35 protein-coding genes are annotated in these 24,742 nt (G+C 51.9%); 26 read left to right on the forward strand and 9 right to left on the reverse strand.

The window, feature by feature from the left end; all coding sequences use genetic code 11:
• The first annotated feature begins 122 nt into the window (after positions 1-122).
• The gene (gene ftnA, locus J5224_RS08535; protein WP_264624958.1) at positions 123-629 is read left to right on the forward strand and encodes a non-heme ferritin; all 507 of its coding nucleotides are present in this window, start codon (positions 123-125) and stop codon (positions 627-629) included.
• Between the two features lie 45 nt (positions 630-674).
• On the opposite strand, the gene J5224_RS08540 is transcribed toward ftnA, so the two are convergent.
• The 4 genes from J5224_RS08540 to J5224_RS08555 all read right to left on the reverse strand — a co-directional run bounded on the left by J5224_RS08540 (position 675) and on the right by J5224_RS08555 (position 4,705).
• Positions 675-854 (reverse strand): DUF2158 domain-containing protein, encoded by a 180-nt coding sequence (locus J5224_RS08540; RefSeq protein ID WP_264624959.1) that lies wholly within the window; start codon positions 852-854, stop codon positions 675-677.
• A gap of 22 nt (positions 855-876) precedes the next feature.
• Complete coding sequence (locus tag J5224_RS08545; protein WP_264624960.1) at positions 877-1,821, reverse strand: CAP-Gly protein; 945 nt, start codon at positions 1,819-1,821, stop codon at positions 877-879.
• Between the two features lie 418 nt (positions 1,822-2,239).
• Positions 2,240-3,745 (reverse strand): ATP-dependent nuclease, encoded by a 1,506-nt coding sequence (locus J5224_RS08550; protein WP_264624961.1) that lies wholly within the window; start codon positions 3,743-3,745, stop codon positions 2,240-2,242.
• A gap of 102 nt (positions 3,746-3,847) precedes the next feature.
• Positions 3,848-4,705, reverse strand: coding sequence for a phage repressor protein CI (locus J5224_RS08555; RefSeq protein ID WP_264624962.1), 858 nt, complete (start codon positions 4,703-4,705; stop codon positions 3,848-3,850).
• Positions 4,706-4,820: 115 nt separating this feature from the next.
• On the opposite strand from J5224_RS08555, the gene J5224_RS08560 reads away from it, so the two are divergent.
• From J5224_RS08560 to J5224_RS08600, 9 genes are all read left to right on the forward strand, one after another.
• A complete protein-coding gene (locus J5224_RS08560) occupies positions 4,821-5,225 on the forward strand; it encodes a hypothetical protein (RefSeq protein WP_264624963.1) in 405 nt (134 codons plus the stop codon).
• Positions 5,226-5,258: 33 nt separating this feature from the next.
• A complete protein-coding gene (locus J5224_RS08565; RefSeq protein ID WP_264624964.1) occupies positions 5,259-5,768 on the forward strand; it encodes a phage regulatory CII family protein in 510 nt (169 codons plus the stop codon).
• A 5-nt stretch (positions 5,769-5,773) separates the two neighbouring features.
• A complete protein-coding gene (locus J5224_RS08570) occupies positions 5,774-5,950 on the forward strand; it encodes a hypothetical protein (RefSeq protein ID WP_264624965.1) in 177 nt (58 codons plus the stop codon).
• A complete protein-coding gene (locus J5224_RS08575) occupies positions 5,947-6,447 on the forward strand; it encodes a replication protein B (protein ID WP_264624966.1) in 501 nt (166 codons plus the stop codon). Before J5224_RS08570 ends, J5224_RS08575 begins: the two co-directional genes overlap by 4 nt.
• 67 nt (positions 6,448-6,514) lie before the next feature.
• Complete coding sequence (locus J5224_RS08580) at positions 6,515-6,757, forward strand: DUF2732 domain-containing protein (RefSeq protein ID WP_264624967.1); 243 nt, start codon at positions 6,515-6,517, stop codon at positions 6,755-6,757.
• On the forward strand, positions 6,757-7,059 hold the full coding sequence (locus J5224_RS08585; RefSeq protein WP_264625035.1) for a DUF5405 family protein: 303 nt from the start codon (positions 6,757-6,759) through the stop codon (positions 7,057-7,059). The genes J5224_RS08580 and J5224_RS08585 overlap by 1 nt, the downstream gene beginning before the upstream one ends.
• A gap of 3 nt (positions 7,060-7,062) precedes the next feature.
• Positions 7,063-7,287, forward strand: a complete 225-nt coding sequence (locus J5224_RS08590) for a TraR/DksA family transcriptional regulator (protein WP_264624968.1) — start codon at positions 7,063-7,065, stop codon at positions 7,285-7,287.
• A gap of 166 nt (positions 7,288-7,453) precedes the next feature.
• Positions 7,454-9,838 carry a replication endonuclease gene (locus J5224_RS08595; protein ID WP_413544656.1) on the forward strand — a complete coding sequence of 795 codons (2,385 nt, stop codon included), beginning with the start codon at positions 7,454-7,456 and terminating at the stop codon, positions 9,836-9,838.
• A gap of 111 nt (positions 9,839-9,949) precedes the next feature.
• A complete protein-coding gene (locus J5224_RS08600) occupies positions 9,950-10,288 on the forward strand; it encodes a hypothetical protein (RefSeq protein WP_264624969.1) in 339 nt (112 codons plus the stop codon).
• Between the two features lie 698 nt (positions 10,289-10,986).
• On the opposite strand, the gene J5224_RS08605 is transcribed toward J5224_RS08600, so the two are convergent.
• Genes J5224_RS08605 through J5224_RS08615 form a run of 3 tightly spaced genes read right to left on the reverse strand, consistent with a single transcriptional unit; the run spans position 10,987 to position 14,518 of the window.
• Positions 10,987-12,006: a phage portal protein gene (locus J5224_RS08605; RefSeq protein ID WP_264624970.1), complete on the reverse strand. Its 1,020-nt coding sequence runs from the start codon at positions 12,004-12,006 to the stop codon at positions 10,987-10,989.
• Entirely contained in the window at positions 12,003-12,752 is a 750-nt protein-coding gene (locus tag J5224_RS08610; RefSeq protein ID WP_264624971.1) for a terminase large subunit domain-containing protein, read from the reverse strand. The genes J5224_RS08605 and J5224_RS08610 overlap by 4 nt, the downstream gene beginning before the upstream one ends.
• A complete protein-coding gene (locus J5224_RS08615; protein ID WP_264624972.1) occupies positions 12,749-14,518 on the reverse strand; it encodes a terminase ATPase subunit family protein in 1,770 nt (589 codons plus the stop codon). The genes J5224_RS08610 and J5224_RS08615 overlap by 4 nt, the downstream gene beginning before the upstream one ends.
• Positions 14,519-14,657: 139 nt before the next feature.
• Here J5224_RS08615 and J5224_RS08620 point away from each other — a divergent pair, with 139 nt between their 5' ends.
• The 11 genes from J5224_RS08620 to J5224_RS08670 all read left to right on the forward strand — a co-directional run bounded on the left by J5224_RS08620 (position 14,658) and on the right by J5224_RS08670 (position 20,534).
• Entirely contained in the window at positions 14,658-15,512 is an 855-nt protein-coding gene (locus J5224_RS08620) for a GPO family capsid scaffolding protein (RefSeq protein WP_264624973.1), read from the forward strand.
• A gap of 48 nt (positions 15,513-15,560) precedes the next feature.
• Entirely contained in the window at positions 15,561-16,685 is a 1,125-nt protein-coding gene (locus J5224_RS08625) for a phage major capsid protein, P2 family (RefSeq protein WP_264624974.1), read from the forward strand.
• A gap of 3 nt (positions 16,686-16,688) precedes the next feature.
• Entirely contained in the window at positions 16,689-17,351 is a 663-nt protein-coding gene (locus J5224_RS08630; protein WP_264624975.1) for a terminase endonuclease subunit, read from the forward strand.
• Positions 17,352-17,442: 91 nt separating this feature from the next.
• On the forward strand, positions 17,443-17,946 hold the full coding sequence (locus J5224_RS08635; RefSeq protein WP_264624976.1) for a head completion/stabilization protein: 504 nt from the start codon (positions 17,443-17,445) through the stop codon (positions 17,944-17,946).
• On the forward strand, positions 17,946-18,149 hold the full coding sequence (locus tag J5224_RS08640; protein WP_264624977.1) for a tail protein X: 204 nt from the start codon (positions 17,946-17,948) through the stop codon (positions 18,147-18,149). Before J5224_RS08635 ends, J5224_RS08640 begins: the two co-directional genes overlap by 1 nt.
• Before the next feature lie 3 nt (positions 18,150-18,152).
• The gene (locus J5224_RS08645; protein ID WP_264624978.1) at positions 18,153-18,446 is read left to right on the forward strand and encodes a phage holin family protein; all 294 of its coding nucleotides are present in this window, start codon (positions 18,153-18,155) and stop codon (positions 18,444-18,446) included.
• Positions 18,433-18,921 carry a glycoside hydrolase family 104 protein gene (locus tag J5224_RS08650; protein ID WP_264624979.1) on the forward strand — a complete coding sequence of 163 codons (489 nt, stop codon included), beginning with the start codon at positions 18,433-18,435 and terminating at the stop codon, positions 18,919-18,921. Before J5224_RS08645 ends, J5224_RS08650 begins: the two co-directional genes overlap by 14 nt.
• Complete coding sequence (lysB, locus tag J5224_RS08655; protein ID WP_264624980.1) at positions 18,918-19,364, forward strand: Rz-like lysis system protein LysB; 447 nt, start codon at positions 18,918-18,920, stop codon at positions 19,362-19,364. Before J5224_RS08650 ends, lysB begins: the two co-directional genes overlap by 4 nt.
• A complete protein-coding gene (gene lysC / locus J5224_RS08660; RefSeq protein WP_264625037.1) occupies positions 19,249-19,491 on the forward strand; it encodes an Rz1-like lysis system protein LysC in 243 nt (80 codons plus the stop codon). Before lysB ends, lysC begins: the two co-directional genes overlap by 116 nt.
• Positions 19,454-19,912, forward strand: a complete 459-nt coding sequence (locus tag J5224_RS08665; protein ID WP_264624981.1) for a phage tail protein — start codon at positions 19,454-19,456, stop codon at positions 19,910-19,912. Before lysC ends, J5224_RS08665 begins: the two co-directional genes overlap by 38 nt.
• Complete coding sequence (locus J5224_RS08670; protein WP_264624982.1) at positions 19,905-20,534, forward strand: phage virion morphogenesis protein; 630 nt, start codon at positions 19,905-19,907, stop codon at positions 20,532-20,534. Before J5224_RS08665 ends, J5224_RS08670 begins: the two co-directional genes overlap by 8 nt.
• Before the next feature lie 38 nt (positions 20,535-20,572).
• Here the strand turns inward: J5224_RS08670 and J5224_RS08675 are convergent, their stop codons facing one another.
• Positions 20,573-20,890 carry a BrnA antitoxin family protein gene (locus J5224_RS08675; protein WP_264624983.1) on the reverse strand — a complete coding sequence of 106 codons (318 nt, stop codon included), beginning with the start codon at positions 20,888-20,890 and terminating at the stop codon, positions 20,573-20,575.
• A complete protein-coding gene (locus tag J5224_RS08680; protein WP_264625038.1) occupies positions 20,853-21,128 on the reverse strand; it encodes a BrnT family toxin in 276 nt (91 codons plus the stop codon). The genes J5224_RS08675 and J5224_RS08680 overlap by 38 nt, the downstream gene beginning before the upstream one ends.
• Positions 21,129-21,286: 158 nt before the next feature.
• On the opposite strand from J5224_RS08680, the gene J5224_RS08685 reads away from it, so the two are divergent.
• Genes J5224_RS08685 through J5224_RS08705 form a run of 5 tightly spaced genes read left to right on the forward strand, consistent with a single transcriptional unit; the run spans position 21,287 to position 24,739 of the window.
• Positions 21,287-21,922 (forward strand): phage baseplate assembly protein V, encoded by a 636-nt coding sequence (locus J5224_RS08685; protein ID WP_264624984.1) that lies wholly within the window; start codon positions 21,287-21,289, stop codon positions 21,920-21,922.
• Positions 21,919-22,263, forward strand: coding sequence for a GPW/gp25 family protein (locus tag J5224_RS08690; protein WP_264624985.1), 345 nt, complete (start codon positions 21,919-21,921; stop codon positions 22,261-22,263). The genes J5224_RS08685 and J5224_RS08690 overlap by 4 nt, the downstream gene beginning before the upstream one ends.
• Positions 22,264-22,267: 4 nt before the next feature.
• Positions 22,268-23,176, forward strand: coding sequence for a baseplate assembly protein (locus J5224_RS08695; RefSeq protein WP_264624986.1), 909 nt, complete (start codon positions 22,268-22,270; stop codon positions 23,174-23,176).
• Entirely contained in the window at positions 23,169-23,780 is a 612-nt protein-coding gene (locus J5224_RS08700) for a phage tail protein I (RefSeq protein WP_264624987.1), read from the forward strand. The genes J5224_RS08695 and J5224_RS08700 overlap by 8 nt, the downstream gene beginning before the upstream one ends.
• Positions 23,777-24,739 (forward strand): phage tail protein, encoded by a 963-nt coding sequence (locus tag J5224_RS08705; RefSeq protein ID WP_264624988.1) that lies wholly within the window; start codon positions 23,777-23,779, stop codon positions 24,737-24,739. The genes J5224_RS08700 and J5224_RS08705 overlap by 4 nt, the downstream gene beginning before the upstream one ends.
• The last annotated feature ends 3 nt before the right edge of the window (positions 24,740-24,742 follow it).

The following is a 24,742-nucleotide window of genomic DNA, read 5'->3' on the forward strand; positions in this document are numbered from 1 at the left end:
TTGATGATTAATAATGATTTATTTTTAATGTTAATTATATTGATAATAAAATGTTTTTTATTTTTTAACAGCAAGGCATAATGGAAAAAATTGACTCACCTGCCAATCAGAGGGAATGAAAGATGCTTAAAAAAGAGATGATTCAACAACTAAACGATCAGCTAAACCTGGAATTCTATTCTGCTAATTTATATCTGCAAATGAGCGCATGGTGTGGCGATAAAGGTTTTGAAGGTGCGTCAGCATTCCTGAAAACACATTCCCAAGAAGAGATGGAGCATATGCAACGCCTCTTCAACTATCTGGATGATACCGGCAGTATGCCAATACTGGGGGCCATCGCTGCGCCGCCGGTTGATTTTGCGTCACTGGCTGACGTGTTTGAGCAAACCTATGAGCATGAGCAATTAATTACGCGCAAAATCAATGAATTGGCTCATGCGGCAATGACGCAGCAGGATTATTCAACGTTCAATTTCTTGCAATGGTATGTTGCTGAGCAGCATGAAGAAGAGAAATTGTTCAAGTCCATTCTCGACAAACTGGCATTGGTAAGTACTGCGCAAGGGGGTCTGTTCTTTATCGATCAAGACCTGAAGAAAATGACGAGTGCACCGACCCAGCAGTAATGCTTTATTACATACCCTTCAGGCCTGGCCTGAAGGGTATGTGCATTAACACACGCCGAAATTGCCTTCCTCGCGGTAAAGCGAGACGCTATCAACGCTGATTTCTATCTCTTTCTCAATAGGATCGTCAATTCTCGCACAGTAAAGCTTGTCGTTCTCTACGCTAAGCACCCGCATTCTTGGTCCGCCAGTTTTGCTTTGAACGATATCTCCGGGTTTAAACATCGCAACCACCTTTTGCCTCATACTACACATGACGCTTGCTTTTCGCGCCCCAGGCCCCCGCAAGGGTACTGATGACGGCACCGATCAGCAGTGCGATAAAGGACCACAGCGCCGCTTTTGCCGCCGCTTTTGACATCTGGTCCGCCTGTTCAATGGCTTGCTTTTTCCAATCCTCATAGCGCTGCTGAGCCTGTTGTATATTTTGCTGTGCTTCGCTAAGGCGCTCGTTGACTTCTTTTACCATACGATCGCGTGCACTGATAATGTTTTCGACCGCCCGATCTGCCTCAACGGGTGTCAGATCGGTATTTTGCGCTAACGCGCGCTTGATATCATCGCGATTAATACTGGCTGCAATGGTTTTACTCCGTTGCGCAAGTTTCTCGGTTAATTGGGCGGCAACCTGTTCACCCGGCTCTGTACCCACCGCCATGCGGCGTGCAGCCAACATAATATCCTGTTTAGCGCCTTGTAATTGTCGTTTGAGATAATCGGGTTGTAATGTAGGGATACCTGATTTAACTAACGCATTTTCTACCTCATTCTGTAAGCCATCGCTTGAGAGGTGCGTATCAAGCATGATCTCCTCAAACCCATTTTGCCCCGCATCCCCTACGCGAGAAAGCCCATGGCCCAGTGCTTCGCCACCACTGGAAATCATCGAACTTGTCGCAGATGCGATTGAGCCTAAGGCACTTCCTGCTGTTTTTATTGACGAACTCACCAGCATGGCACCCAATACGGAAGCAACCAGCAACGCACTGGCCCAGTTTAAAAAGCCGTGAATCATGCCATCGTAGCCTGCCAGTCGACCTGCAATAAACGATCCTGCGAATAAACTGATGACAATAGAGAACACGGTCCATAGACCGACAGCCATGCCCACACCATTTACCGGATCGTCAGACTTCGGCTCGACCATTGCAAAACCTAAGCTGCTGCCCAGAGTAGACAATAATATAGACATGGCCATAACCGTCACTATACCTGCAATGATACTACCCCATGATATTGTTTTGATATCTTTCGCTTCATATGCAACGTTCATGTTTTCTCCAACTTATTGATGACGTTTTATGGATAAATATCAACGAGTATAGGTGAGGGCCAATGAAGGCTAACGGGCTGGATTGAAATATGAAATTCGAGCGTAATTAGATAATGCGTTTCTATTTATATTAACAGATGAGCATGTTTAAAACGTTCTGGTGTTATTTCCATTTTTAGGATTGAAAGATGGCCTGTGAATTAAAATATAAAAAAAGACCGAATACTTATCGGTCTTTTTAAAATCAATTAGTTAGGTGTGTTGGTGGCGATGAAATGGCGGCGCATACTAATGAAATCGAATTTATCTCAAATAATGCTCAACCAATTGATATAATTCAGCGCTTTATTTCTCTTTCATCAGATTCTTTTGGCAAGTGATCGCTTATTTTTTGATGCAACATTTCAATATAATCTAGATTTATTCTGCACCATATTGTTATTAGTGCTTCTTTAACTCTTGCCTCGGATATGAAACCAATTTTTTTACCTAACTGGCTATATAGTAAATGAGGGTCTCTATTGGTATTTCTAACACTTTCCATAATGTCTTTCAGTTTTGACTCATATTCATAAGGCTTTAATAAACTAACAGCTAATTCACCTGAAATATTATCTATATTGCCTAAAACATCATCGTAAACCTTAGTCTCGGGGCAATCACCGGGTAATCTAAATATTAAATTCGCATCAGAATGAGATTGTTCTGAGTCACCATCAATTATGCAAATTGAACGTTGTGTAACACTAGGATCAACATTGTGATTTTTATGGACGCGTACAGCTGTACCATCTCCTTTCATTGGATGAAATGAAATTGCATCAAAAGCGACACCTTCAATGAAGGAAAAAATTGTTCTTACCCATATCTCTGCGAATTCATCTTCAACAAAAACGACGAGATCAGAATTAACCTGCCCGCTAATTGCTCTCAATGATTTTATATCCAATTTACCTTTGTAAAGTTCACCATTAACCGATGCCCAAATTGCATTGCTTGGTAGTGGTGCTAAGGCATCATTAGAGTGGGTTGTAAAAATTGTCTGTATTTTTTTCCTTTCGGCTAATTCAATGAGATACTCTACCATTCTAACTGTAGCTACTGGATGTAGACCATTTTCAATTTCTTCTATAATTACTAAGGAACTATCCTCAGCAGATTCTAGGCCTAACACCATGCGAATGACACTCGATTCACCTGCACCAAAGTGAAATTCTGAGAATGAGTCTCCTTGTGAATTTACACCTGATAATAATGTAACATTACCATGTGAATCTATTTTCATGTGTTTAAAATCAGATACATCTTTGTCTAAAATGGATGAAACTGAATTTGCGACTATATCAGAAAGGTTTTCAATTCTATCTGCAGAAACGTGAAAGTTATTAGACACGCAACGGCGCAACTCCTTTCTTTCTGCTGCTGGAACTGTTCTGATTACACCAAAAATTAGAACATTTCGATCTAGCGTATTCCTTGCCCATTTTAAGTTATGATATTTTGCAGTTCTTCTTAATGTATCATTGTTTTTTTGTGATTTGTCTATGGCTTCGTATTCAATCTTCCAGTTTTGCATACTGGAATCATAAGCACCACTCTTAGCAAAGAATTGTGCAGGAGCAATATCTTTATATAAGATGGCAGCAGCACCTGCAATGGTTGATTTCCCTCCACCATTAGGGCCAACTATAGCTGTTACTGGAAATTCAAAGTCAATGGTTTTGTTATTTATGGATCTCGCTTTTTCTATCATTAATTTTAATAAATACTTGCTGTAATTTTTATTGCGTACTTTTTCTAATAGGTCATTTATTTGGCTAGTTCTAATTTCACTTTGAAACATATGTCCTCCAGAAATTTGGGAAATTAATCATTGTCGATTGAATTATCACTTCTAACAGTTATTAAATAAGCATTGTAATAACACACTTGAATTACTCTGTATTTAAATCTCTATTTTGGACGTCATGATAATTAATCCCTTAGCCTGAACCTCATGAGTGGCACAATCAAATTCACTATCATGACCGCTAATTCTTAACTTATTGCCGGGGCGTCGTGATACTGAGTACACATCTAAAACACCATCGATATCTAATAGCCACACTCCATTCGATATTTCAGACTCACCCATCTCTACCAACCACCCATTTTTACCAGACTGCACATAACACAGTTTTTCTAAATTAACGTTTTGAGGTAAAAATGACTTATCGATAGAGCACGACATGCCCCCTTCCAATTTTCCAGCCAGAAGCATTTTTTTATCAATCACAATCGAATCAGTGATATCAGCCGATGTATGGTGATCGAGGCTGGCAGTGCCTTTTCCAGTAGCCAACCATTCCAAAGAAACACCCGTATCAAGCGCACACGCGACGACCACATCACCGGGGAAGAAGTCACGACGCACCCAAGTGCTGATTGTGGCAGTTGAGATTCCGAGTAAATCGCTCAGTTCTTTTTGTGTGCTGAATCCATAAGCATCCAACATTCTACGCAGAACAGCCTTTCCACCGGAGGCGAGGATCTGATCGTACAGCGCCTTGCCTTTCAATCTTGCGTCTCGAATTTTCAAATTCGAATTTTCGAATTCACCTGTCACTAACCAATTCACATCAGCACCGGTATCAAGAGCGCATTGTACGATTACGTTACCTGGTACTTGTCCGCGTTGTAGCCAACTTGCGACATTGCTCTTTGCAATGCCGAGTTTTTCGCTCAAGTCTTTCTGCATTGTGAAGCCATAGGCCGAAAGAATTCTGTCTAGGACATCGCTAGCATTAGCGTTTTCAAGACGCATAAGTTTTACCTAAATCGCTAATTTTGGTTTACAGGTTAAATAAAGCGATCTAAAGTGATTACACACCACATGTAACACCGTAGAACACAACCCGATTAACAGGAGATATTGCGTTATGTCTCAGGAGATTGCAAATGCATCCCCGCAATTTGATTCTGCAATCAGTCCAGAACTGGTTGCGGAGCTAGTGAAGGCACTGGCTCCAGAGTTCAATCGCGCTATCAAAGACGCTATCGAGCTGGTTGCATCGGTGCAAATGGCACCGACGATGACAAAACAAGAGTTCGCGCGAATCAACAACCTAAGCCCTTCATTGCTGGAAAAATGGATTGCTAACGGCGTTGTTTTGCTAGCGCCTACGCCGACCAGCACGGTGACGCGTGCCAAGAAAGACAAGCAAACCGGGGAGGTCATCGGGCAAACCGTCATGACTAAACACGGCAACCCATTAATCAATCTTGAAGCTTGGCGGGAGAAGAACCGCCAACATGCTATCAAGTGTCGCTATATCAAACCCTGAATTCGATTATTCGAATTTTGAGAGATCCTAGCCATGTTTGATTACCAAATAGCTAAACATCCGCACTTTTGCGATGCCTGCCGAGCATTTGCCTCAAAGCACAATCTGGCCGAAGTAGCGAAAAGAGCAGGGATGAACCACCAGATGCTGCGTAACAAGTTGAACCCAGAACAGCCGCACCGGCTGACCTGCGACGACCTGTTAATTCTCACCGATGTTACTGAGGACTCTGTGCTGATTGACGGCCTGTTAGCGCAGCTTAAGTGCCTGCCGGCAGTTCCTGTGAATGAGGCAAAAGAAGAACATTTGACGACCTATGTTTTGCAGGCTACCGCTGCCGTCGGTGCTGTTGCTGCCGAGAGCGTATCACATGAGCGTATGACGCAGACCCGACGAAATAACGTTATTGAAAGCATTAACGCCGGTGTGCGTTATCTGTCGTTGGTCGGTTTGACTTTGCAAACTCGAATTCAGGCCAACCCCGCGTTAGCGTCAACCGTCGATGCACTTAGCGGTATCGGTGCCTCGTTGAATATTGGGTGATTCGAATGGAAAAACCTATCTCAATCGCGCCGTTCCTCTGGTATCAACAGGAGCAACAACGGCCTGATTTCACCATCACCCACGGCAAAGGCCGTAAGGGGATCATTATCCGTACTCGTCCGGTAAGCCTTACTAATCGGGTTGCCAGTTTCATCAAATCAGCACTCAGGGGGAAAGCATGACCGCCTTTACTGTCAGCAGTATGCAAAATCTTCCGGTTGGCTTGCGTAGCGTGATCGGCAAACACTTTGCTGATAGCCGCTGGAAGGCGACCTGTGATTACTTTAACAACCTGAGCGAGCGCTACCGTTTAACGCTGTGCTTTCATGCCCAGCTCAAGAAACGCCATTCTGTTTTCCGTTTGGAGGAAATGGACACCGAGGCGCGGGGCCGTATTGTTTGTGCAATGGATGAGTTACGTAGCGCGTTTTCCCGTCTGCGCAAACAAGGGGTAAATCACTCCACTTTTTTGAGCTGGCTTAGCCTCAGTGAGCGGCGCACGTTATTTATGCATGCGGGACTATCAGAAGCTGAATTTAATCAGCCTTATTGGCGAATTGATGATGAGTCCTGCCAATGGCGAGATAAAGTTATCAAAGCCATTAATGAATTAGTCAGCCTGTTTAACTATGCACCGGAAATACTGACCGCCGTTAAACCCGAAGATTATCTGAATTAACTAACTCGTTTTAATTTTTCAGGCGCTTTGCTGCGTCGAGTATCTTTTTATCTGGAGTTTACCGAATATGTATAAAACCGTAGGGCAAGAAATTCGCCAAAGGGCAGAGAGCGAGAGCATTCAATTGATGCTCAATGAAGCGCGCAATCAGGCGAAAGCTGATGCGCACTGCGCGTTCTCTTCCCGTCTAGACAGGCTGGCAACTGAGGCCAGCATCAACGATTTATCCAGCGTGGAAATTATCGAATTACTCCGTCAGGAGTCCGTCGCGTTTAATCACTCCAGTATCGATATTAAGGCGGTGATGTGATGGATAATCCCGCTTATAACCGCGTCGATATTAATAGCAATTATGCCATTGCCAAAATTGGCTATGACTTTGCCTTGGGTGAAGTCAAATGTGAAAAGGAGGATGGCGCACAACCTTACCTTTCAACCATGGCCGTTTATCAATCACCCATCAAATTAATCAACGATTTTATTCACCGCTCAATCAGCACTGAAATCTGGCGCGGAAATATCACCGATACCAAAACACTGTTGGCTGAAAGTCAGCGCTTTGCGGATATGTGCCAACGCGCATTTGACCAACTCAACAACACCAAGGAATAACCCATGCCGGATTTGATGGATCTGGTGCAGCAGCGCCAGCAAGAAATGTTAGAGCACCAAATTGCCAATGCCCGTAACGCCCAGCGCGGTGTTTCGGCTTTTGAGTGTGAAGACTGTGCTCAGCCAATCCCCGAAGCGCGGCGCATGGCAATTGTTGGCGTGACTCGCTGCGCTACCTGCCAAAGCATCCAAGAGTTGAAAGGTAAGCACTATCGAGGTGGACTGTGACGATTATTTCGTTCGTGTGCGGACAACGGCGAATCCAAGTGCCTGAGGAGTACGTGGCGTTTCTCTTTCCTTCTATCGTAGACACTAACACGTTTTTCGTTACGTTGAAGTCCGGCAAACAGTATCGGGCTACTGAGCTTGTTGAGCGTATCGATCTTTCTTCTGAATGCATTCATGGGGCATATCAGTGATTGCTCACCAATGGGGGGCTGTCGCCCCCAGTTTCCCATCGACTAAGTCAACATCATGGGCCTACCCATGGAACGCCCCACGCCCGGCCATCGTACCGGAAGAAAGACAGCTTACCCGTGAGGAATGGACTCAGGGGCAAGCCGTTTTAGCGAAGATTGACCAGCAACCGCGCTTCCTGCGTGAAATCTGTCTCAGCCGCTATGTATACCTCAAAAAGAATAAAGGCCAGCTAAGCGCCAATCGTTTTCTTGTCAACAGCTTTATGCAGCGCATGTGGCCGCGTATTGAGGCAATCAATACACGCCATGCAATGAATCGCACTGCCTCTGAGCGTTTCCTGTCGGAATCCGACGCCTATCAAACATTGCCCGGCATGAATGACAAGGCGCTGGGCCGCATGGCTGCGCGTATTTCCGGCCAGATACTCTTTGCTTATGAAGAACTCAGCGATGCGCTGATAGCGCAGCACGATGGCAAGCAGGATGTGCTCTTTACTGATGCTGCACAGGCCGAGTTTTTCGGTCATGTCGCCAGTATGGCGCGCGCATTCAACATTACCCCACTTTTCTGGAAGAAATACCGCAAAGGGCAGATGGACATGCGCAAAGCACTGTCGAGTATTCGTCGTTTGGTGAATGAGGAGTGGTGGACACGGCAGCTTAAAGCACAGCGTACACGCTGGCGCGAAGCGCTGATGATTGCCGTTGGTCAGGTCAGCAAAAGTGCCTCACCTTACGCCAGCAAGATGGCAATCCGTGATGTTCAGGCGCGCCGCCTCGCCAATATGGACTACCTGAAAAACTGCGAGTTGGAGAACGTCGAAACGGGCGAGCGTATCGACCTGATCGATAAGGTGATGGCGAGCATTTCTAACCCTGAAATTCGGCGCAAGGAGCTAATGAGCACTATCGCCGGGATTGAGCGTTACGCCAGTGATCAGCGCGACGTAGGAATGTTTCTCACCATCACCACGCCGTCGAAGTATCACCCGACCCGCGTGATCGGCAAAGGAGATAGCGAGAAAGTCCAGTTTAACCGGAATTGGGACAAAGAGGCGTTCACGCCGAAAGACGGCCAGCGCTATCTGGTCAATATATGGGGAAAGATGCGCACGGCGTTTAAAGATAACGACCTCAAGGTGTACGGCATGCGCGTTGTAGAGCCGCATCACGACGGGACACCCCACTGGCATATGATGCTGTTTTGTAAGCGTGCACAGCGCCAGTCGGTGATCGATATCATGCGCCGCTATGCCCTGAAAGAAGACGGCGACGAGCGCGGCGCAGCAAAGTACCGCTTTGAATGTAAGCACCTCAATAAAGGCGGTGCGGCTGGCTATATCGCTAAGTACATCGCCAAGAATATCGATGGCTATGCGCTGGACGGTCAACTGGACGATGAAACCGGAAAGCCGCTGCGCGATATGGCCGCAGCCGTCACCGCGTGGGCGTCAACGTGGCGTATCCCTCAATTCAAGCCCATCGGTATTCCCACTATGGGCGCTTATCGTGAGTGCCGCAGCGGCACGTTACGTAGCGTGAATCTCACTGACCAGTTTGACGAACAGGTCGAGGCGGTTCGTTGTGCCGCTGATGCGGGAAAATTTGACGCATACATGGCGGCACAGGGCGGCGCGAATGTTTCCCGCGAACTGCAAACGGTGCGTGTTGCGCGCCGGGTCTCGGACAAGCTCAATGACTATGACGAGGAAGTGCAAAAGGTTGTCGGGATTTTCGCCCCGCATCTGGGCGCAGGTCATGTTTTTGAAACCCGTACAACCGAATGGCGCATTGTTTCTAAGGCCGTTGACGTTGATCTGTTGACCTTAAAAAGCGCCTCCGGCGCGCCTCGGAGTCCTGTCAATAACTGTGGGTTGCGTTCTCAACGGTCGAGTGCAAATGTCAAAAATCAGGCCGAAAACAACGCCATAGTGACCACATCAGAAACCTATAACCCACCGATTGACTGGAATGACGACGCGGCTGTCAGGGCGTTAGGAATGCGTCTGCGTGAACAATCCATCAGGAAAAACCATAAGCAACGTAATTTTGACCCCAATACCTTCCGCGATCCGGCACCGTCAGCCAGATTGACGGGTGAAGAGCGGGAACGGATGCCCCGCATTCAGCGTGATTTATCCCTGCGCGGTATCACCGTTCAGCGCTGGGAACTGGAAGCGCTGGCGCGCGGGGCGAAGATGAAGGTTGACGGTGAACTTATTTCATACCCGGTGACTGATGAGTGGCCGGGGTTTAGTAATCAGATGGAGATTGAAGAAAATGGGTATGACGGTAAAGCAGTTAATCAAAGAGTTAAAGAAGATGCCCCAGAACGCCCCGGTTGTATGGCAAGACCATGAACAGGGCGACAACGAAGAGAATGAATACAACGCGGCGGTTGGTTCATGCGATGAGGCGAAGCACATCAATGTCCACGGCGTGAAAGCCGTTGTTTTGAGATGGTGAAGAAAATGCCTAAATCCCCCGCAGACCGTAAAGCCGCCCAGCGCGCACGTCAGCGTGATGCTGGAGTGGTGAAAATAGAGATTCATGTTGATGCGCAAGAGCTGGAGATGCTTAAGCGCAACTGCGTCCTGCGTCGTCCGGGGCGCGATCCGTATGATATCGACGAATACCTGACAACGTTAATTCGGCAAGATGATGCAGCCCTACAGCAACAAATTGCCGAACTTAATAAGCGTAACTGCAAGAAATGCGGCGATAAATTGCCCGTTGCTGAGTGTTGCCTGTCGGGAGCGTCCGAGTGCTGGAACACTCTTGGCTGGCATGACTTAAAGTTAATTATGTGACATGTCACGGCATGAGATGTTAAGTGACATGTCATGCCGTTTCATGGTGCTGAACGCGTAGCCAATCAGTCACCAGTGGCACACTAAGTGATTGACGAAAATCTCAATTTGTAAAATACTGTATACGCATACAGTATAGATAAGGAAGTGGCCCCCCTTGGAAAACACGGAACAAATACAAGACGTTTTGTCGCGGGTTCAATTAATAGCCGACATATCGTTAGTGGCTCAATGCGATGTAGACGAACTGAAAACAGCTATGTCGATCATTTCAGATTTGGCGAGTGGCACAATAGAAACCAGAGAGCACCCAGTGATTAGTGACAGGTCGGCGTTGCTGGAATACTTAAAAAAACGATTAGAGAATGCCACCTTTTAGCGTTGCATGCATAACACGCATGATTTTGCATGACGATCTACAGTCAATTTTTCCCCGCTAGCGCCACGGCTGGCGCGGATCGCGCCGGATCGTGCGAGTGCATGAAAAGCGACACACAAAGCGGGCAGGCGTGGCGGGGATAGCATTGCGCGCGAGGGCGTTTAGGCGTGATTCATCCCGCGCCTCTGCGCCCCGCTGTGAGGTTCCCGCGATGATTACCCTGTATCGGATCGGTTGTTCCATGATGCGCGCAAAACGCGATTGGTGAAGTCTGAGGCGGGTATAAAAAAGCCGCTGACTCAGCGGCTCGGTGGCGGGGTTATTCTTCTTTCAGGGCATAGGGCTTAAAGGTGATCACCTCAATGCCGACCCACTCATTCACCTCTTTGATTCGTTCCTGTAATGGCGTCAGTTCATTCCTGACAAACACCTGACTCGCTTTCTCTACATCCCCAAACCCCCCGGTATTATTCGGGATAATCCCCATCATCTGAGGGGGCACTCGGTGCGCACTGAGCAGGTCGTCACGGCTGGCATTCTTGATGTTAAAGAAATCATCTTTGGTCGCTACCTCGCTGAGCGGCACGATTTTGATACCGTCCGGCTTTCCATTGGGCGCGTAGAAAAACAGGTTCTTGAAATTTCCCAGCCCTTTCGTATTGCTCATTGCGGCGCGTAGCTTATCTACGTCGGTGCCGCTTTGCGCCGCGTCGGTCACATACATGATGTAACCCGCGTGCGCGCCGTTCTGGTAATACTTGCGCCGGAACAGCGTCGCCGATTCGTTCAGCCATGCCGAGTTTAACGAACTGATATATTCCGGCAGACCGTACATTTCCTGATTGATATCCGGCTCCAGCAGATGAAACACGCTGCCCGGTTCAAAGCGGTGCGGCTCCTTGAATGACTGCACGAACCAATAAACAGCATCTTCTACCCCGCGTCGGGTGTACTTGGCCGGGCTGGAATCCAGCCGCAATATGCCGCCGGTTCTGTTCAACCGCTTTTCCAGAAAGGCATTGCCAAACACCAGATAATCCAGCACGAAGCGGCTAAAATCCTGCTGGCTTAACAGCGGGTGCGGGATAAAGGTACTCACCAGAATGTTACGTTTTACGTAAATGGGGGAGCTGTGATGCACTGCGGCGCGCAGGCTTTTCGCCAGACCGCTAAAGCTGATCGGCGGCTCAATCCATTTACCGTTATGGATACACTCGGCATAGTCCAGAATGTCGCGGCGATCGAGAACGGCGGACGGCTCACCGAAGGTGAATGCCTGCATCGGCTGTGCCGGGCTGACTGGTGCGGCTGTTGACTGGCGAAACTTACGTTTTTTCACGCGGCTGACTCCTTATTGTTGATGGCCTGCGACCAGTCGCAACCAAATAGCACCCGGTATTCTTCCGGGGTACATTCCCGTTTGATGTCCTCGAGATCGTGCAGGAGACAGCCTTGCGCGATGGCCTGTTCCAGCGTCAGCGACTGACGCCAGACACCATCCGAACCAAACGAACTGCCCGGCATGAAAAGGGCTGGCAGCGGATGTGTGCGCCGCTGAAAATCACCGCGCCATACCTGAAAGGCGAGGTAGTTATCAGAGGGAGATCCGTACAGCGTCCGGCGGTATTGCTTATGCATCGACATGGAGTTGGCAATCAATAATGCCGTGCGCGGGTTTTTAAACCACGGGAATTCATCAACATACACATTGCCCGAATAGGCCGCGCAGAGGCTCCCCTCACCTAGAAATGAAATCTGCGCATCGTGCAACAACACATGCCCGGCGGCATTGGTTGACAGGTTCATTCCCACTTGCCACGCGGCCGCTTGCATGTGAGCACGGGCCACTTGCGCCTGTTCCCGCGTCGGTGCATAGAAAATCTGATTGCGCCCGGTGGTCAATGCATCCAGCAGCGCTTCCCGCGCAAAAAACGCCGTTGCGCCAATCTGGCGCGCCTTGGTGATGGTGCGGTTAACATTCAGTTTCCCCACGCGCTGCCATACCGCCTGATACGGGAACGTGAAGCGCGTTACCATCGCGTGCAGGTCGTCTATCTGGCCGGGGGTAAATCGGGTTCTTTTCATTCGTTAAAGTCCAAAATGCTGACTGGGACATGACCGTTAATCGCGGTCAGGGGTTCGTTTAACAGCGCGTGCATGGTGGCCCATGCCACATCGGCGTGACTGATTTCCTCGCTGCGGCTCGCTTCATAGGTGGTGCGGTTGCCGCTGGCTGTCATGGTTTTGCGGATCGCCATAAAAGACTGCGTGATGTCGGTGTGACTGGTGTCATACTCCAGCCGCCCGCTGGTGATGGTGTTTTTGGCTTTCAGCACCATGGCGGTTTTGATTTCGGGGGAATATTTGATCTCACGCGCCGCCGGGAAGAAGCCGCGCACAAGCTGGTAAACACCCTGGCCGATGCCGGTTGCGTCAATGCCGATGTATTCGACGATATATTTTTCCGTCAGCAGCTTGATGGCGTCGGCCTGTGCCTCGAAATCCATGCCTTTCCACTGGAAACGCTCAAGAATGCGGAATTTGCCGCCCGGTGCCTGTGGCGGTGCCAGTACCACACAGCCTGCGCTGTCGCCGGTGTGTGACGGGTCGTAACCAATCCACACCGGCTTATAGGCAAACGGGCGCATCGCGTAAGGGTTAAAGTCTTCCCACTCTTCCAGCGCATCGACCATGCAGCGCTGCAACTCCTCAAACGGGAACACCGACGCCTTATCATCGACAAACTCACACATCAGCAGGTTCTGATACTCTGCCGGGCTGTATTCCAGCGAGAGCTGGTCAAGGTCGAACAGGTTACAGCCCCCGGCCAGCGCATCTTCCACCGTGACAATCTGCCGCCATTGACCATCGCCGCACAGCACACCGCCGGACAGGTTGGCGTGGCTTAAATCCAGATGGATGTGATCATCCTTGTTGCCGCGCCCTTTGTTAAACAGCTCACCCGACCAGAACGGATAGGCACTGTGCGCCAGACTCGACGGGGTGGAAAAATAGGTTGAGCGCCATTTCTTGTGCAACGACATGCCGCTGGCGACCTTGCGCAGTTCCTGAAACTTGGGGATCCAGAAATATTCATCCAGATACAGATTGCCGGTGTAGCTCTGCGCGGTACGAATATTGGTGCCGAGAAAGAACAGGCGCGCGCCGTTGGGTAACACCATCGGATCGCCTTTCAGGTCAACGTCAACCAGTCGGGCAAAGTCGATGATGTAGTTTTTAAACACATGCGCCTGTGCCTTACTGGCTGACAGGAAAATCTGATTGCGCCCGGTGGTCAGCGCATCAATCAGCGCCTCACGCGCAAAGTAGAAGGTTGCCCCAATCTGGCGCGATTTCAGGATATTGCGGATGCGGTGCTGTAGCCCGGCCTGATGCCAGCCGCGCTGGTAGTCAAAAATCTCACTGAGGAAAATGTCGTTCAGCTTCTCAATCGCGGCGTCGCTGAACAGGTTCTTTTCCGGTGTTTTACGTTCGCCCTTGTTGCGGTTGCGCACGTTGGGATTGAGATCCGCCTCATTGCCCGTCTGGCTGTAGCGGTTCACCCGCGCTAAGCGCTCAATCTGACGGCCTAACAGGTCAATTTCTTTGTAGTCGTGTCCCTCCTTTTTGGTCTTCATGATGAGCTGAATCAACCGCGCTTCCAGACTGGCTTCAACACGCGATACCGGGGCGATAGCGTCCCAGCCGTCGCGCTGTTTCCAGCTCTGCACGGTCGGCGTTTTCTGGTTCAGCATTTCCCCAATCTGACGCACTGAAAAGCCCTGCCAGTAGAGCAAGGCCGCCTGTCGCCGTGGGTCGCTGATGATAGTGGTATCGATGGCTGTATTCATGGCTGCAAGGCTACGTCAGCGCCGTCCCTTCCCGCCTTAAGTGCCTGTTGTGCCAGCGGTTAGCAAACCGTGATTGATGGCGCGCCGAAGGTGCACGCCGGATACTCGCCCCAACTTCCCGCAAACAACGGATGAGAAAATGGCAAAGAAAGTTTCTAAATGGTTCCGCGTTGGTGTCGAGGGTGACACCTGCGACGGTCGCGTAATTGACGCCAACGATGTTCAAAACATGGCAGACACCTTTGATCCGCGTGTCTATGGTTGCCGCATCAACATTGAGCATGTGAAAGGCTTGCTGCCTGACAGCCCATTTCGTCGTTATGGCGATGTGGTCGAGCTGAAAGCGGAAAAGATTGATGATGATTCGGCTATCAGCGGCAAGCTGGCGCTGTTCGCCAAAATCACCCCAACCGATGATCTGGTGGCGATGAATAAAGCCAGCCAGAAAATCTATACCTCCATGGAGATCCAGCCCAACTTTGCCAACACAGGTAAGAGCTATCTGGTCGGTCTGGCGGTCACTGATGACCCGGCCAGCCTTGGCACGGAAATGCTGGAATTCAGCGCCAAAGCCAAACATAGCCCACTGGCAACCCGCAAATTGTCCCCGGAAAACCTCTTTTCTGTCGCCACCGAAGTGACGCTGGAATTTGAAGACCTGCCGGACGTTGAGCCGACGCTGTTAACCCGCGTGAAAGCCCTGTTTGGCCGCAAGCAGTCCAGCGACGATGCCCGTTTTAATGATGTGCATGAGGCGGTGGCCGAAGTCGCAGGACAGGTGCAGACCAACGCCGACAGCGCGGAACAGCGCTTTACCCAGCTTGAGCAGCGCCAGCAGCAGGACATTGCCACCCTGACGCAGAAGCTGAGCGCCAGTGAACAGCAGTTCACCGACCTCAAAGCCTCGCTGGACGGCACCGAAAGCCTGTCACAGACGCGCCGCCCGGCGGCGACAGGCGGTGACGGTGAAGCCTCATTGCTGACCAACTGCTAACCGGGGCCAGCCCCGCGATACCCTTTTTCAGAAATAACAGGAAAAACCATGCGTAAAGAAACCCGTTTTAAATACAACGCCTACCTGACCCAGCTTGCCGCGCTCAATGGCGTTGAGGTGGAAACGCTGAGTAAAAAATTCAGCGTGGAGCCGTCGGTCACGCAGTCGCTGATGGAAGTGGTGCAGGAATCCAGCGACTTTCTGACCCGTATCAATATGGTGCCGGTGGCAGAGCTGACCGGGGAAAAGGTCGGTCTCGGTGTGTCCGGGTCGGTTGCCAGCACCACCGATACCTCAAACGGTGATGAGCGCGAAACCGCCGATTTGCTGAGTCTGGAAGCGCGCCAGTACAAGTGCGAACAGATGAACTTTGATTTCCATATCCGCTACAACACCCTTGACCTGTGGGCGCGTTTTCAGGATTTCCAGTTGCGCTTGCGTAACGCTATCGCCAAACGTCAGTCGCTGGATTACATCATGGCCGGATGGCACGGCGTGAAGCGTGCGGCAACCTCTGACCGTGCTAAGAATCCGTTGTTGCAGGATGTGGCGGTGGGCTGGTTGCAGAAATACCGCAACGAATCCCCTAAACGTGTGATGAATGCCTACACCGCTAAAGACGGTACGGTTTCAGAAAAAATCCGTGTTGGTGAAAATGGCGATTATGTCAGCCTCGACGCGCTGGTGATGGATGCAACCAATTCCATGATCGATGAATGGCATCAGGAAGACCCCGACTTGGTGGTGATTTGTGGCCGCCAGTTGCTAGCTGATAAATATTTCCCACTGGTCAACAAGCAGCAGGAAAACAGCGAAATACTGGCCGCTGACGTCATTGTCAGCCAAAAGCGCATTGGCAATCTGCCTGCGGTGCGCGTGCCATACTTTCCGGCCAATGCCTTGATGATCAACCGTCTGGATAACCTGTCTATTTACTACATGGACGACAGCCACCGCCGCCACCTCGAAGAGAACGCCAAGCGTGACCGCATCGAAAATTACGAATCCATTAAGCAGGATTACGTGGTGGAAGATTACGGCTGCGGTTGCCTGATCGAAAACATCCAGCTCGGCGAATTCCCGAAACCGCCGGAAGCGGAAAAAGAGGTTGACGTTGCCACATCCAGTGATGAAAACCAGCCTGAAACCCCAGCCGATAAAGCCGGAGCCTAAACCATGTTAAGCCCCGCCCAGCGTCACATGATGCGGGTGTCGGCTGCTGAGGCGTCCCAGCGGGAGAATGACCCGCTGCGACAGGCCACCGGGTACGAGCAAATGCTGTTCCGGCTTGCGGCTGATAAACGCACGTTAAAACAGGTGCGCTCAAATGAGCGTAAGGCCGAGATAAAAAGCGGAATGTTGTCTGGCTATGCACCGTGGGTGGCGGGGGTACTCGCCAACGGACGCGGCGCACAGGATGCAGTATTGATGACCGTCATGGTGTGGAAGCTCGACGCCGGAGACATGCCCGGCGCGCTGGAGATTGCCCGTTATGCGCTGGCGCACAAGCTGGTGATGCCGGAGGGCTACACCCGCCCGACGCCGTACCTGTTAGCCGAAGAGGTGGCCGACGCTGCGACCCGCGCCCATACCGCCGGGCAGGCGGTCACTTTTGACCTGCTGATCGACACGCTGACGCTGACCGATGCGGAGGACATGCCCGATCAGGTGCGCGCCAAACTGCACAAAATCATCGGTCTGGTGCTGCGTGACAGCGGCAAGCCCGAGCAAGCCCTGTTTCACCTGAAACGCGCCTTTCAGCTTGATAGCCGAAGCGGCGTTAAAAAAGACATAGAGCGGCTGGAAACGGCGCTGCGCAAAGCAGCGGCCAGCCGTTAACCCAACGCGCCCCGCGCCGGGCGGCACACAGGCCGGAACGGTTTCCCGTTTTCTGTGCCTGTGTCCACCGCCCACCTATTCAGAGGTTGTCATGACGACAATGATTTTCAACGCGAACGCGGAGCCACGCGCGGATGCGGTGGTCATTCCTGTACCAGTGCGACAGGAAGCCGTGATCAAAAACACCTTTTTTTGGCCGGACGTGGAGCCGGTAACGCTGCGCACATTGATGAATCTGGAAAACACCGTTACGCCAGAGCGCCTGCGCCATGCGGCATTGACCGCGATTTCCGAAGTGAACGCCGAGCTGTTCGAGTACCGGAAAACGCAGTGGGATGCCGGATTTACCACACTGGCCGAGGTTCCCGCCGAGCAGATCGACGGCCAGAGCGAGAAACTGCATCACTACCTGCGCGCGGTCAGCACCATTACCACGGCGACGCTGTATGAGCGTTACCGGCGCTATGACGCCAGCGCCAAAGGCGATCGCAAAGCGGATGCGCTCGACAGCACGATTGATGAGCTGTGGCGTGATGCGCGCTGGTCAATCAGTCAGTTACAGGATAAGCCCCACTGCATCATCGGGCATATCTGATGAAGGTTATCGCACAGCAGGGCGACACGCTGGACGCCCTGTGTTATCGCCATTACGGGCGCACGCAAGGTGCGGTTGAAGCGGTGTTATCCGTTAATCCGGGGCTGGCCGACTACGGGGCCATTCTGCCCCACGGCACCGCCGTGACACTGCCCGATATTGCTACCGCCCCTGTGCGTGAATCCGTTCAGTTATGGGAGTGAACCGTGAACGAACCCGATAAAAGCGTTTTGTCTCTGTTTTTGATTGGTGCACTGATCGTCGTCGGCAAAGTACTGGCAGGCGGCGAGCCTGTCACGCTACGCCTGTTTATTGGCCGTACCTTGTTAGGGGGCTTTGTCTCGATGGTGGCAGGGGTGGCACTGGTGCAGTTTCCCAACCTGTCGCCGGTGGCGATTAACGGTATCGGTGCTGCCTTGGGCATTGCCGGTTATCAGGCCATTGAGTTGCTGATTAAAAGCCAGTTGGATAAGCGGAGGAAAGGGCATGACCAACAGTAATAATCTGGCCGCTTTTCTGGACATGCTGGCCTTTTCTGAGGGAACGGCGACGCACCCGCTGACGCGCAACAGCGGCTATGACGTGGTTGTCACCGGGCTGGATGGCAAGCCGGAGATTTTCACCGACTACCGCGATCACCCGTTCGCGTCAGGCCGTCCGGCCAAGGTGTTTAACCGTCAGGGTGAAAAGTCCACCGCGTCCGGGCGTTATCAGCAGCTTTATCGGTTCTGGCCGCACTATCAGAAACAGATGGCACTGCCCGATTTTAGCCCTGCCTCGCAGGACAAACTGGCAGTGCAACTGATTAGCGAGCGCCGGGCACTGGCGGACATTGAGCGCGGCGACATCGAGAGGGCAATATCGAAATGCCGCACTATCTGGGCCTCGTTGCCGGGGGCGGGTTACGGCCAGCGGGAACACCGCCTTGATTCGCTGATTCAGGTTTACCAGCAGGCAGGAGGAACGCTGGCATGATAAGCCCATGGGTAAAGTTTATGGGGCTGGTCATTGTGGGTTTGCTCAGCATAGTGGCCGTCAAAAAATGGCAGCTTTCCCGCGCTGAGCGCACGGTAAGCCAGCAGGGGATCGCCCTGAGTCAGCAAAAAGACACGCTGCTGGCACAGTCCGCCGCGATCGGTACGCTGCAAAGCAACGCACGGCGCAATGAACAGGCGCAGGTTGAACTGCGTATCAAACTAACACAGGCCGGGCAACTGGCCGCTTCCCGCGATAACACCATCATGAGGTTACTCAATGAAAATGCCGATCTACGTCGTTGGTATGGCACTGCTTTGCCTGACGATATTAAGCGGCTGCACCGCCGCCCCGCCTTTGACGGCCCCGACGCTTATTTACGTTGGCTGTCCGAAAGTAACGAGTTGCCCGATACCGGGCAGCAGTCCGCAAACCAACGGTGATTTAAGCGCCGACAATCGCCAACTGGAAGGTGCACTGGTGAGCTGTGCGCTACAGGTTGAAACCGTCAAACACTGTCAGGAGAAACACGATGCTGAAACCCAGCAGCCTGCGCCGCGCCCTGAGTGATGCCGTGCCGGTATTGAAAAACAACCCGGACATGCTGCATATCTTTATCGATAGCGGCGCGGTGGCGTCAACCCTTGCCCGGTCACTGTCATTTGAAAATCAGTACACGCTGAATCTGGTTATCACCGATTTTACCGATGATATCGACTGGTTACTGGTGCCGATCAGCGCATGGCTGCGGGAAAATCAGCCAGATATCATGACCCGTGACAATAAGGGCTTTACCTATCTGGCCGACATTAACGATAACGGTAGTTGCGATATCAGCATCAGCCTGAAACTGACCGAGCGGGTGATCGTCAAAGAGATTGATAAGGCCTTGCATGTGACCCATGCACCAGAGCCACCGTTGCCGATCCCGGTAGAGCGCCCGATAGCGTTGCATATCAACGGCGAGTTAGTGAGCACATGGCATGAATGAGCTGAAACCGTTTGATGATGAACTGGCGGGATTGCTGGCTAAGCTGTCTCCCGCCAGTCGCAAGGCGTTAGCAAGAGACATTGCTAATGATTTACGAAAAACCAACCAAGCCCGTATCCGTAAGCAAAAAGGTCCAGACGGTACGGCATTTACCCAACGTAAGGCGCAGGTCATCACCGTTCAGCGGGGAATGAAAATTCTGTGGAACGGTGAAGTGCGCAGCCTGAAAAACTGGCGTAAACGTAAAGCCCGATTCGGCACCTTATTTACCGGATATGATACAGACAGAAAAGCCATCCGTTCGTTTTATATCAGTGATATCCAGCGCTTTATTGAGGTGAAAAAAGAGCGGGTGAATACCCGTTCAGGTAAGGCTAAAGCCCGGATGTTTCAGCAGCTTGTGAAGAATAAATACATGCTGGCAGTAGCATCACCCAATGATGCGACGATAACATTTGCTAATAAAGCGCGCCGGGTTGCTGAGATCCATCATTACGGACAAGCAGATAAACAGCGCGGACATAATAAAGAAATTCAGTATCCTGAGCGTCAGCTTTTGGGGATAACGCGCTCGGATAAAGAACGGGTAAGTGATTTAGTGATTCAGCACTTGAGTAAATAAATTCGGCCCCGCGACAGCGGGGCAACAATGGCGTATTTTTATCTGCGAAAATCAGGATGAGAGGCCAGCCATTCTTTTAACGCCTCATTCATTCGCGTTTGCCAACCGGGGCCGCTGGCCTGAAAGCGTTCAATCACCTCTGCATCATAGCGGATGGTTTTAGCGATTTTGGTCGGCGCTTTCTGTAGTCCGCGAGTTCTTCCGAGCACTTTCCCGCCCACTTTCATCACCGCACCTGACCAGTCATCTGCGGTGGTGAGTGGGTTATCATCGTCATGGGCAATATCGCTATCTTTCATCGCCTTTAGACGCTTCAGGTCAGTTTGGATAGTGGTTCCAATAGAATTTTTGCTCATGTTTATCCGCCTTTCTCATTGAAATGATATGGTCATCGTCACCGCGTGGCGTGTGGGCTACCATCACAACCACCACGCCACCCAGCAGGCCAAGCGTCTGATAACGTACTTCGCCATACTCATAGCGGGTATCTTCACGAGTGATCGTGAAACCCTCAAAAACATGGGATGCATCCCTGAAATCAATGCCATGTTTTTCCAGATTGATTAAGCGCTTATTCTCGTCGTAGCTGACCATCACCCCTCCCTTTATGATTAAATTGTAGTTACGATATAGTGCTGCGTCAACTTTTTTGTAACCACAATATGTGGCGTGCGATAACACCTGTGTTGTCTGGCAGACCAGCAAGCCGCATTACATTGCCGCGATGTGTCCCCGGCGGCATCCTTTCCCGTATGAAAACACAAGCCACCCTTACTGAAATCCAGCGCCTGCTACGCAATCTGATCCGTGTCGGCGTCGTGACCCACGTCAACACCAGAGATGCCCTGTGCCGGGTGCAGACCGGAGACATGACAACCGACTGGTTGAACTGGCTAACCCGTCGTGCCGGGCGTTCCCGCGACTGGTGGGCTCCGTCTATCGGTGAGCAGGTGTTAATTCTGTCTATCGGCGGTGAATTGGATACCGCCTTTGTGCTGTGCGGCATCTATTCAGATGATAACCCCGCACCGTCTGCCTCTGCCGATGCGCTGCATATCAGCTTTCCCGATGGCGCGGTGATCGAGTACGAACCCGAAAACGGCGCGCTGACCGTCAGCGGCATCAAAACCGCCAACGTCACCGCCTCCGAATCCCTTACTGCCACCGTGCCGCTGGTACTGGTGAAAGCCGCTACCCGCATCACGCTGGATTCGCCGGAAGTAGTCTGCACCGACAAGCTGATCACCGGAACGCTGGAAGTGCAAAAAGGCGGGGAGATGCACGGCAATATCCAGCATTCCGGCGGTTCGCTGTCGTCCAATGGCAAAGTGCTGCACACCCACAAACACCCCGGCGACAGCGGCGGCACAACAGGAACGCCACTATGAGTGCGCGCTATAGCGGGATGAGCCGCGATAACGGCACCGCACTGGCTGACCTTGAGCACATTCGCCAAAGCGTGCGCGACATTCTGATCACACCGATAGGCTCGCGCGTGATGCGCCGTGATTACGGTTCGCTGCTATCTGCCCTTATCGACCAGCCGCAAAGCCCGGCAGTGAAATTACAGGTGATGGCCGCGTGTTACATGGCGCTGCTGCGCTGGGAGCCACGCATCACGCTGACGGGTATCACACTTGAATCGACCTATGACGGCAAGCTGGCCGTCGATCTTGTGGGCGTGCTGACCGATGGCCCCGCCTTTTCTCTTTCTGTTCCTGTGAGCTGACACCATGGCAACCATTGATTTAAGCCAGCTTCCCGCCCCGGCTGTGGTGGAAGAACTGGACTACGAGACCATCTACAACGAGCGCAAAGCGGTGCTGCTGTCGCTCTACCCGGAAGACCAGCGCGCCGCCGTTGCGCGCACGCTGACGCTGGAATCGGAGCCGTTAGTCAAGCTGCTACAGGAAAACGCCTATCGTGAACTGCTGTGGCGGCAGCGCGTCAATGAGGCGGCACGCGCGGTGATGGTGGCGTTTGCGCAGGGGGACGATCTCGACCAACTCGGCGCTGATTTTAGCGTTGCCCGTCTGGTGATCACTCCGGCTGACGACTCGACCTTACCGCCGACACCCGCGCTGCTGGAGTCCGACAGCGATTTTCGTCTGCGTATCCAGCAAGCCTTTGAAGGGTTAAGCGTGGCCGGGCCGGTGGGCGCCTACCAGTACCACGGACGCAGCGCCGACGGGCGCGTCGCGGATGTGTCGGTGATAAGCCCCAGCCCGGCCTGCGTCACGGTGTCGGTACTGTCGCGCGAGGGGGACGGCAGCGCCAGCACGGAGCTGGTCGCCATCGTCGCCGCTGCACTGAACGCGGAAGACGTGCGCCCGGTAGCGGATCGGGTGACGGTGCAATCTGCGGTGATTGTGCCGTATGAGATTGACGCCACGCTGTATCGGTATCCGGGGCCGGAAGCAGAGCCGGTACGTGCCGCCGCCGAGCAGAAGCTGAAAACCTATATCAGCGCGCAGCACCGATTAGGGCGGGATATTCGCCGCTCGGCCATTTACGCTGCGCTGCACGTCGAAGGCGTGCAACGGGTCGAGCTGACGAAACCCGCCGCCGATATCGTGCTGAATGAAGCTCAGGCATCTTACTGTTCCCGCTATCAGTTGGGCGTGGGCGGTGCCGATGAGTGATAACCGCCTGTTGCCTGTCGGCTCTTCCGCGCTTGAGGTCGCCGCCGCCACGGCTTGCGCTGAAATCACCCGCGTACCGGTTCCCCTGCGTCTGCTGTGGAACCCGGATACCTGCCCGGTTCACCTGTTGCCCTATCTGGCATGGGCGTTTTCCGTTGACCGCTGGGATGAGGCATGGCCGGAGAGCGTGAAACGGCAGGTGATCCGTGATGCGTTCTTTATCCATCGCCACAAAGGCACCATCGGTGCGCTGCGTCGCGTGGTGGAGCCGTTTGGTTATCTGATCCGCATCATCGAATGGTGGCAGAGCGGCGGAGAGCCTGGCACGTTCCGGCTTGATATCGGTGTGCAGGACAGCGGTATCACTGAGGAAACCTTTTACGAGCTTGAGCGGCTGATTGCCGACGCGAAACCCGCAAGCCGTCACCTGTTGGGGCTGAACATTAACCTTGATACGCAGGGCGCGGCCTATGTTGCCGCCACGGTCTACGGTGGCGATGACCTGACCGTGTACCCGTATTTTCCTGAAACCCTCACTGTGTCCGGTCTGGATGTGACGGGCGCAGCACTCCATCTAATCGACAATGTGAGCGTAACCGCATGAGCGCAAGATATTTTGCCCTGTTAACCAACATCGGTGCAGCGAAGCTGGCGAATGCCACCGCGTTAGGTAGCCGTCTGAACATCACCAAAATGGCGGTGGGTGATGGCGGCGGTACGCTTCCCACCCCTAACCCGGCACAAACCGCGCTGATTAACGAAACGCGCCGAAAAGCATTGAATGCCCTGAGCGTTGATCCGAAGAACCCCAGCCAGATTATTGCCGAGCAGGTTATTCCCGAAAATGAGGGCGGTTGGTGGATACGTGAAATCGGTCTGTTTGACGATGACGACAACCTGATTGCCATTGCTAACTGCCCGGAGACGTACAAGCCGCAGTTGCAGGAGGGCAGCGGCCGCGTTCAGACCGTGCGCATGATTTTGATTGTCAGCAGCACCGAAGCGGTCACGCTGAAAATCGATCCGGCGGTGGTATTGGCAACGCGCGGCTATGTGGATAACGGCGTGATTGAGGTGAAAGCCTATGCCGATACGCTGCTGGCGCAACACCTTGCGGCAAAAAATCCGCACCCGCAATACGCGTTAAAAACCGATTTAACCGCGTGGCGTTATGACGCCACTGGCGGCGAAGTGGAATTAATCCCGCCTTATACCTTTACCGCTGCCATGGTGTTTATTAACGGGATTGAGCAGGCGCTGAATTATTCCTTTTCACTGGACGGCAACAGGCTGTTATTTCCTGAACCGTTGCGTAAAGGGGATTTTATCAATGTGGTGTTTCCGGCACCTGTCGTTACGCAGCGCACGGCCAGCGGCAGCACGGATGATTTGAGTTATGAAGTTGCCAAACTACGCAGTGAAATAAATGCGTTAAACGGCAGTGTGTTTTTGAGCGCTGATGGCGGAAATATTCTTTCCACCGGAAAGGATAACGGCATCTTTTTGCCCGACGCCGCGCTGCAAAAAATAAACGGTGTGGATGTGAATACAGAAATTAATTAATCG

The organism is Candidatus Symbiopectobacterium sp. NZEC135 (assembly GCF_025962695.1).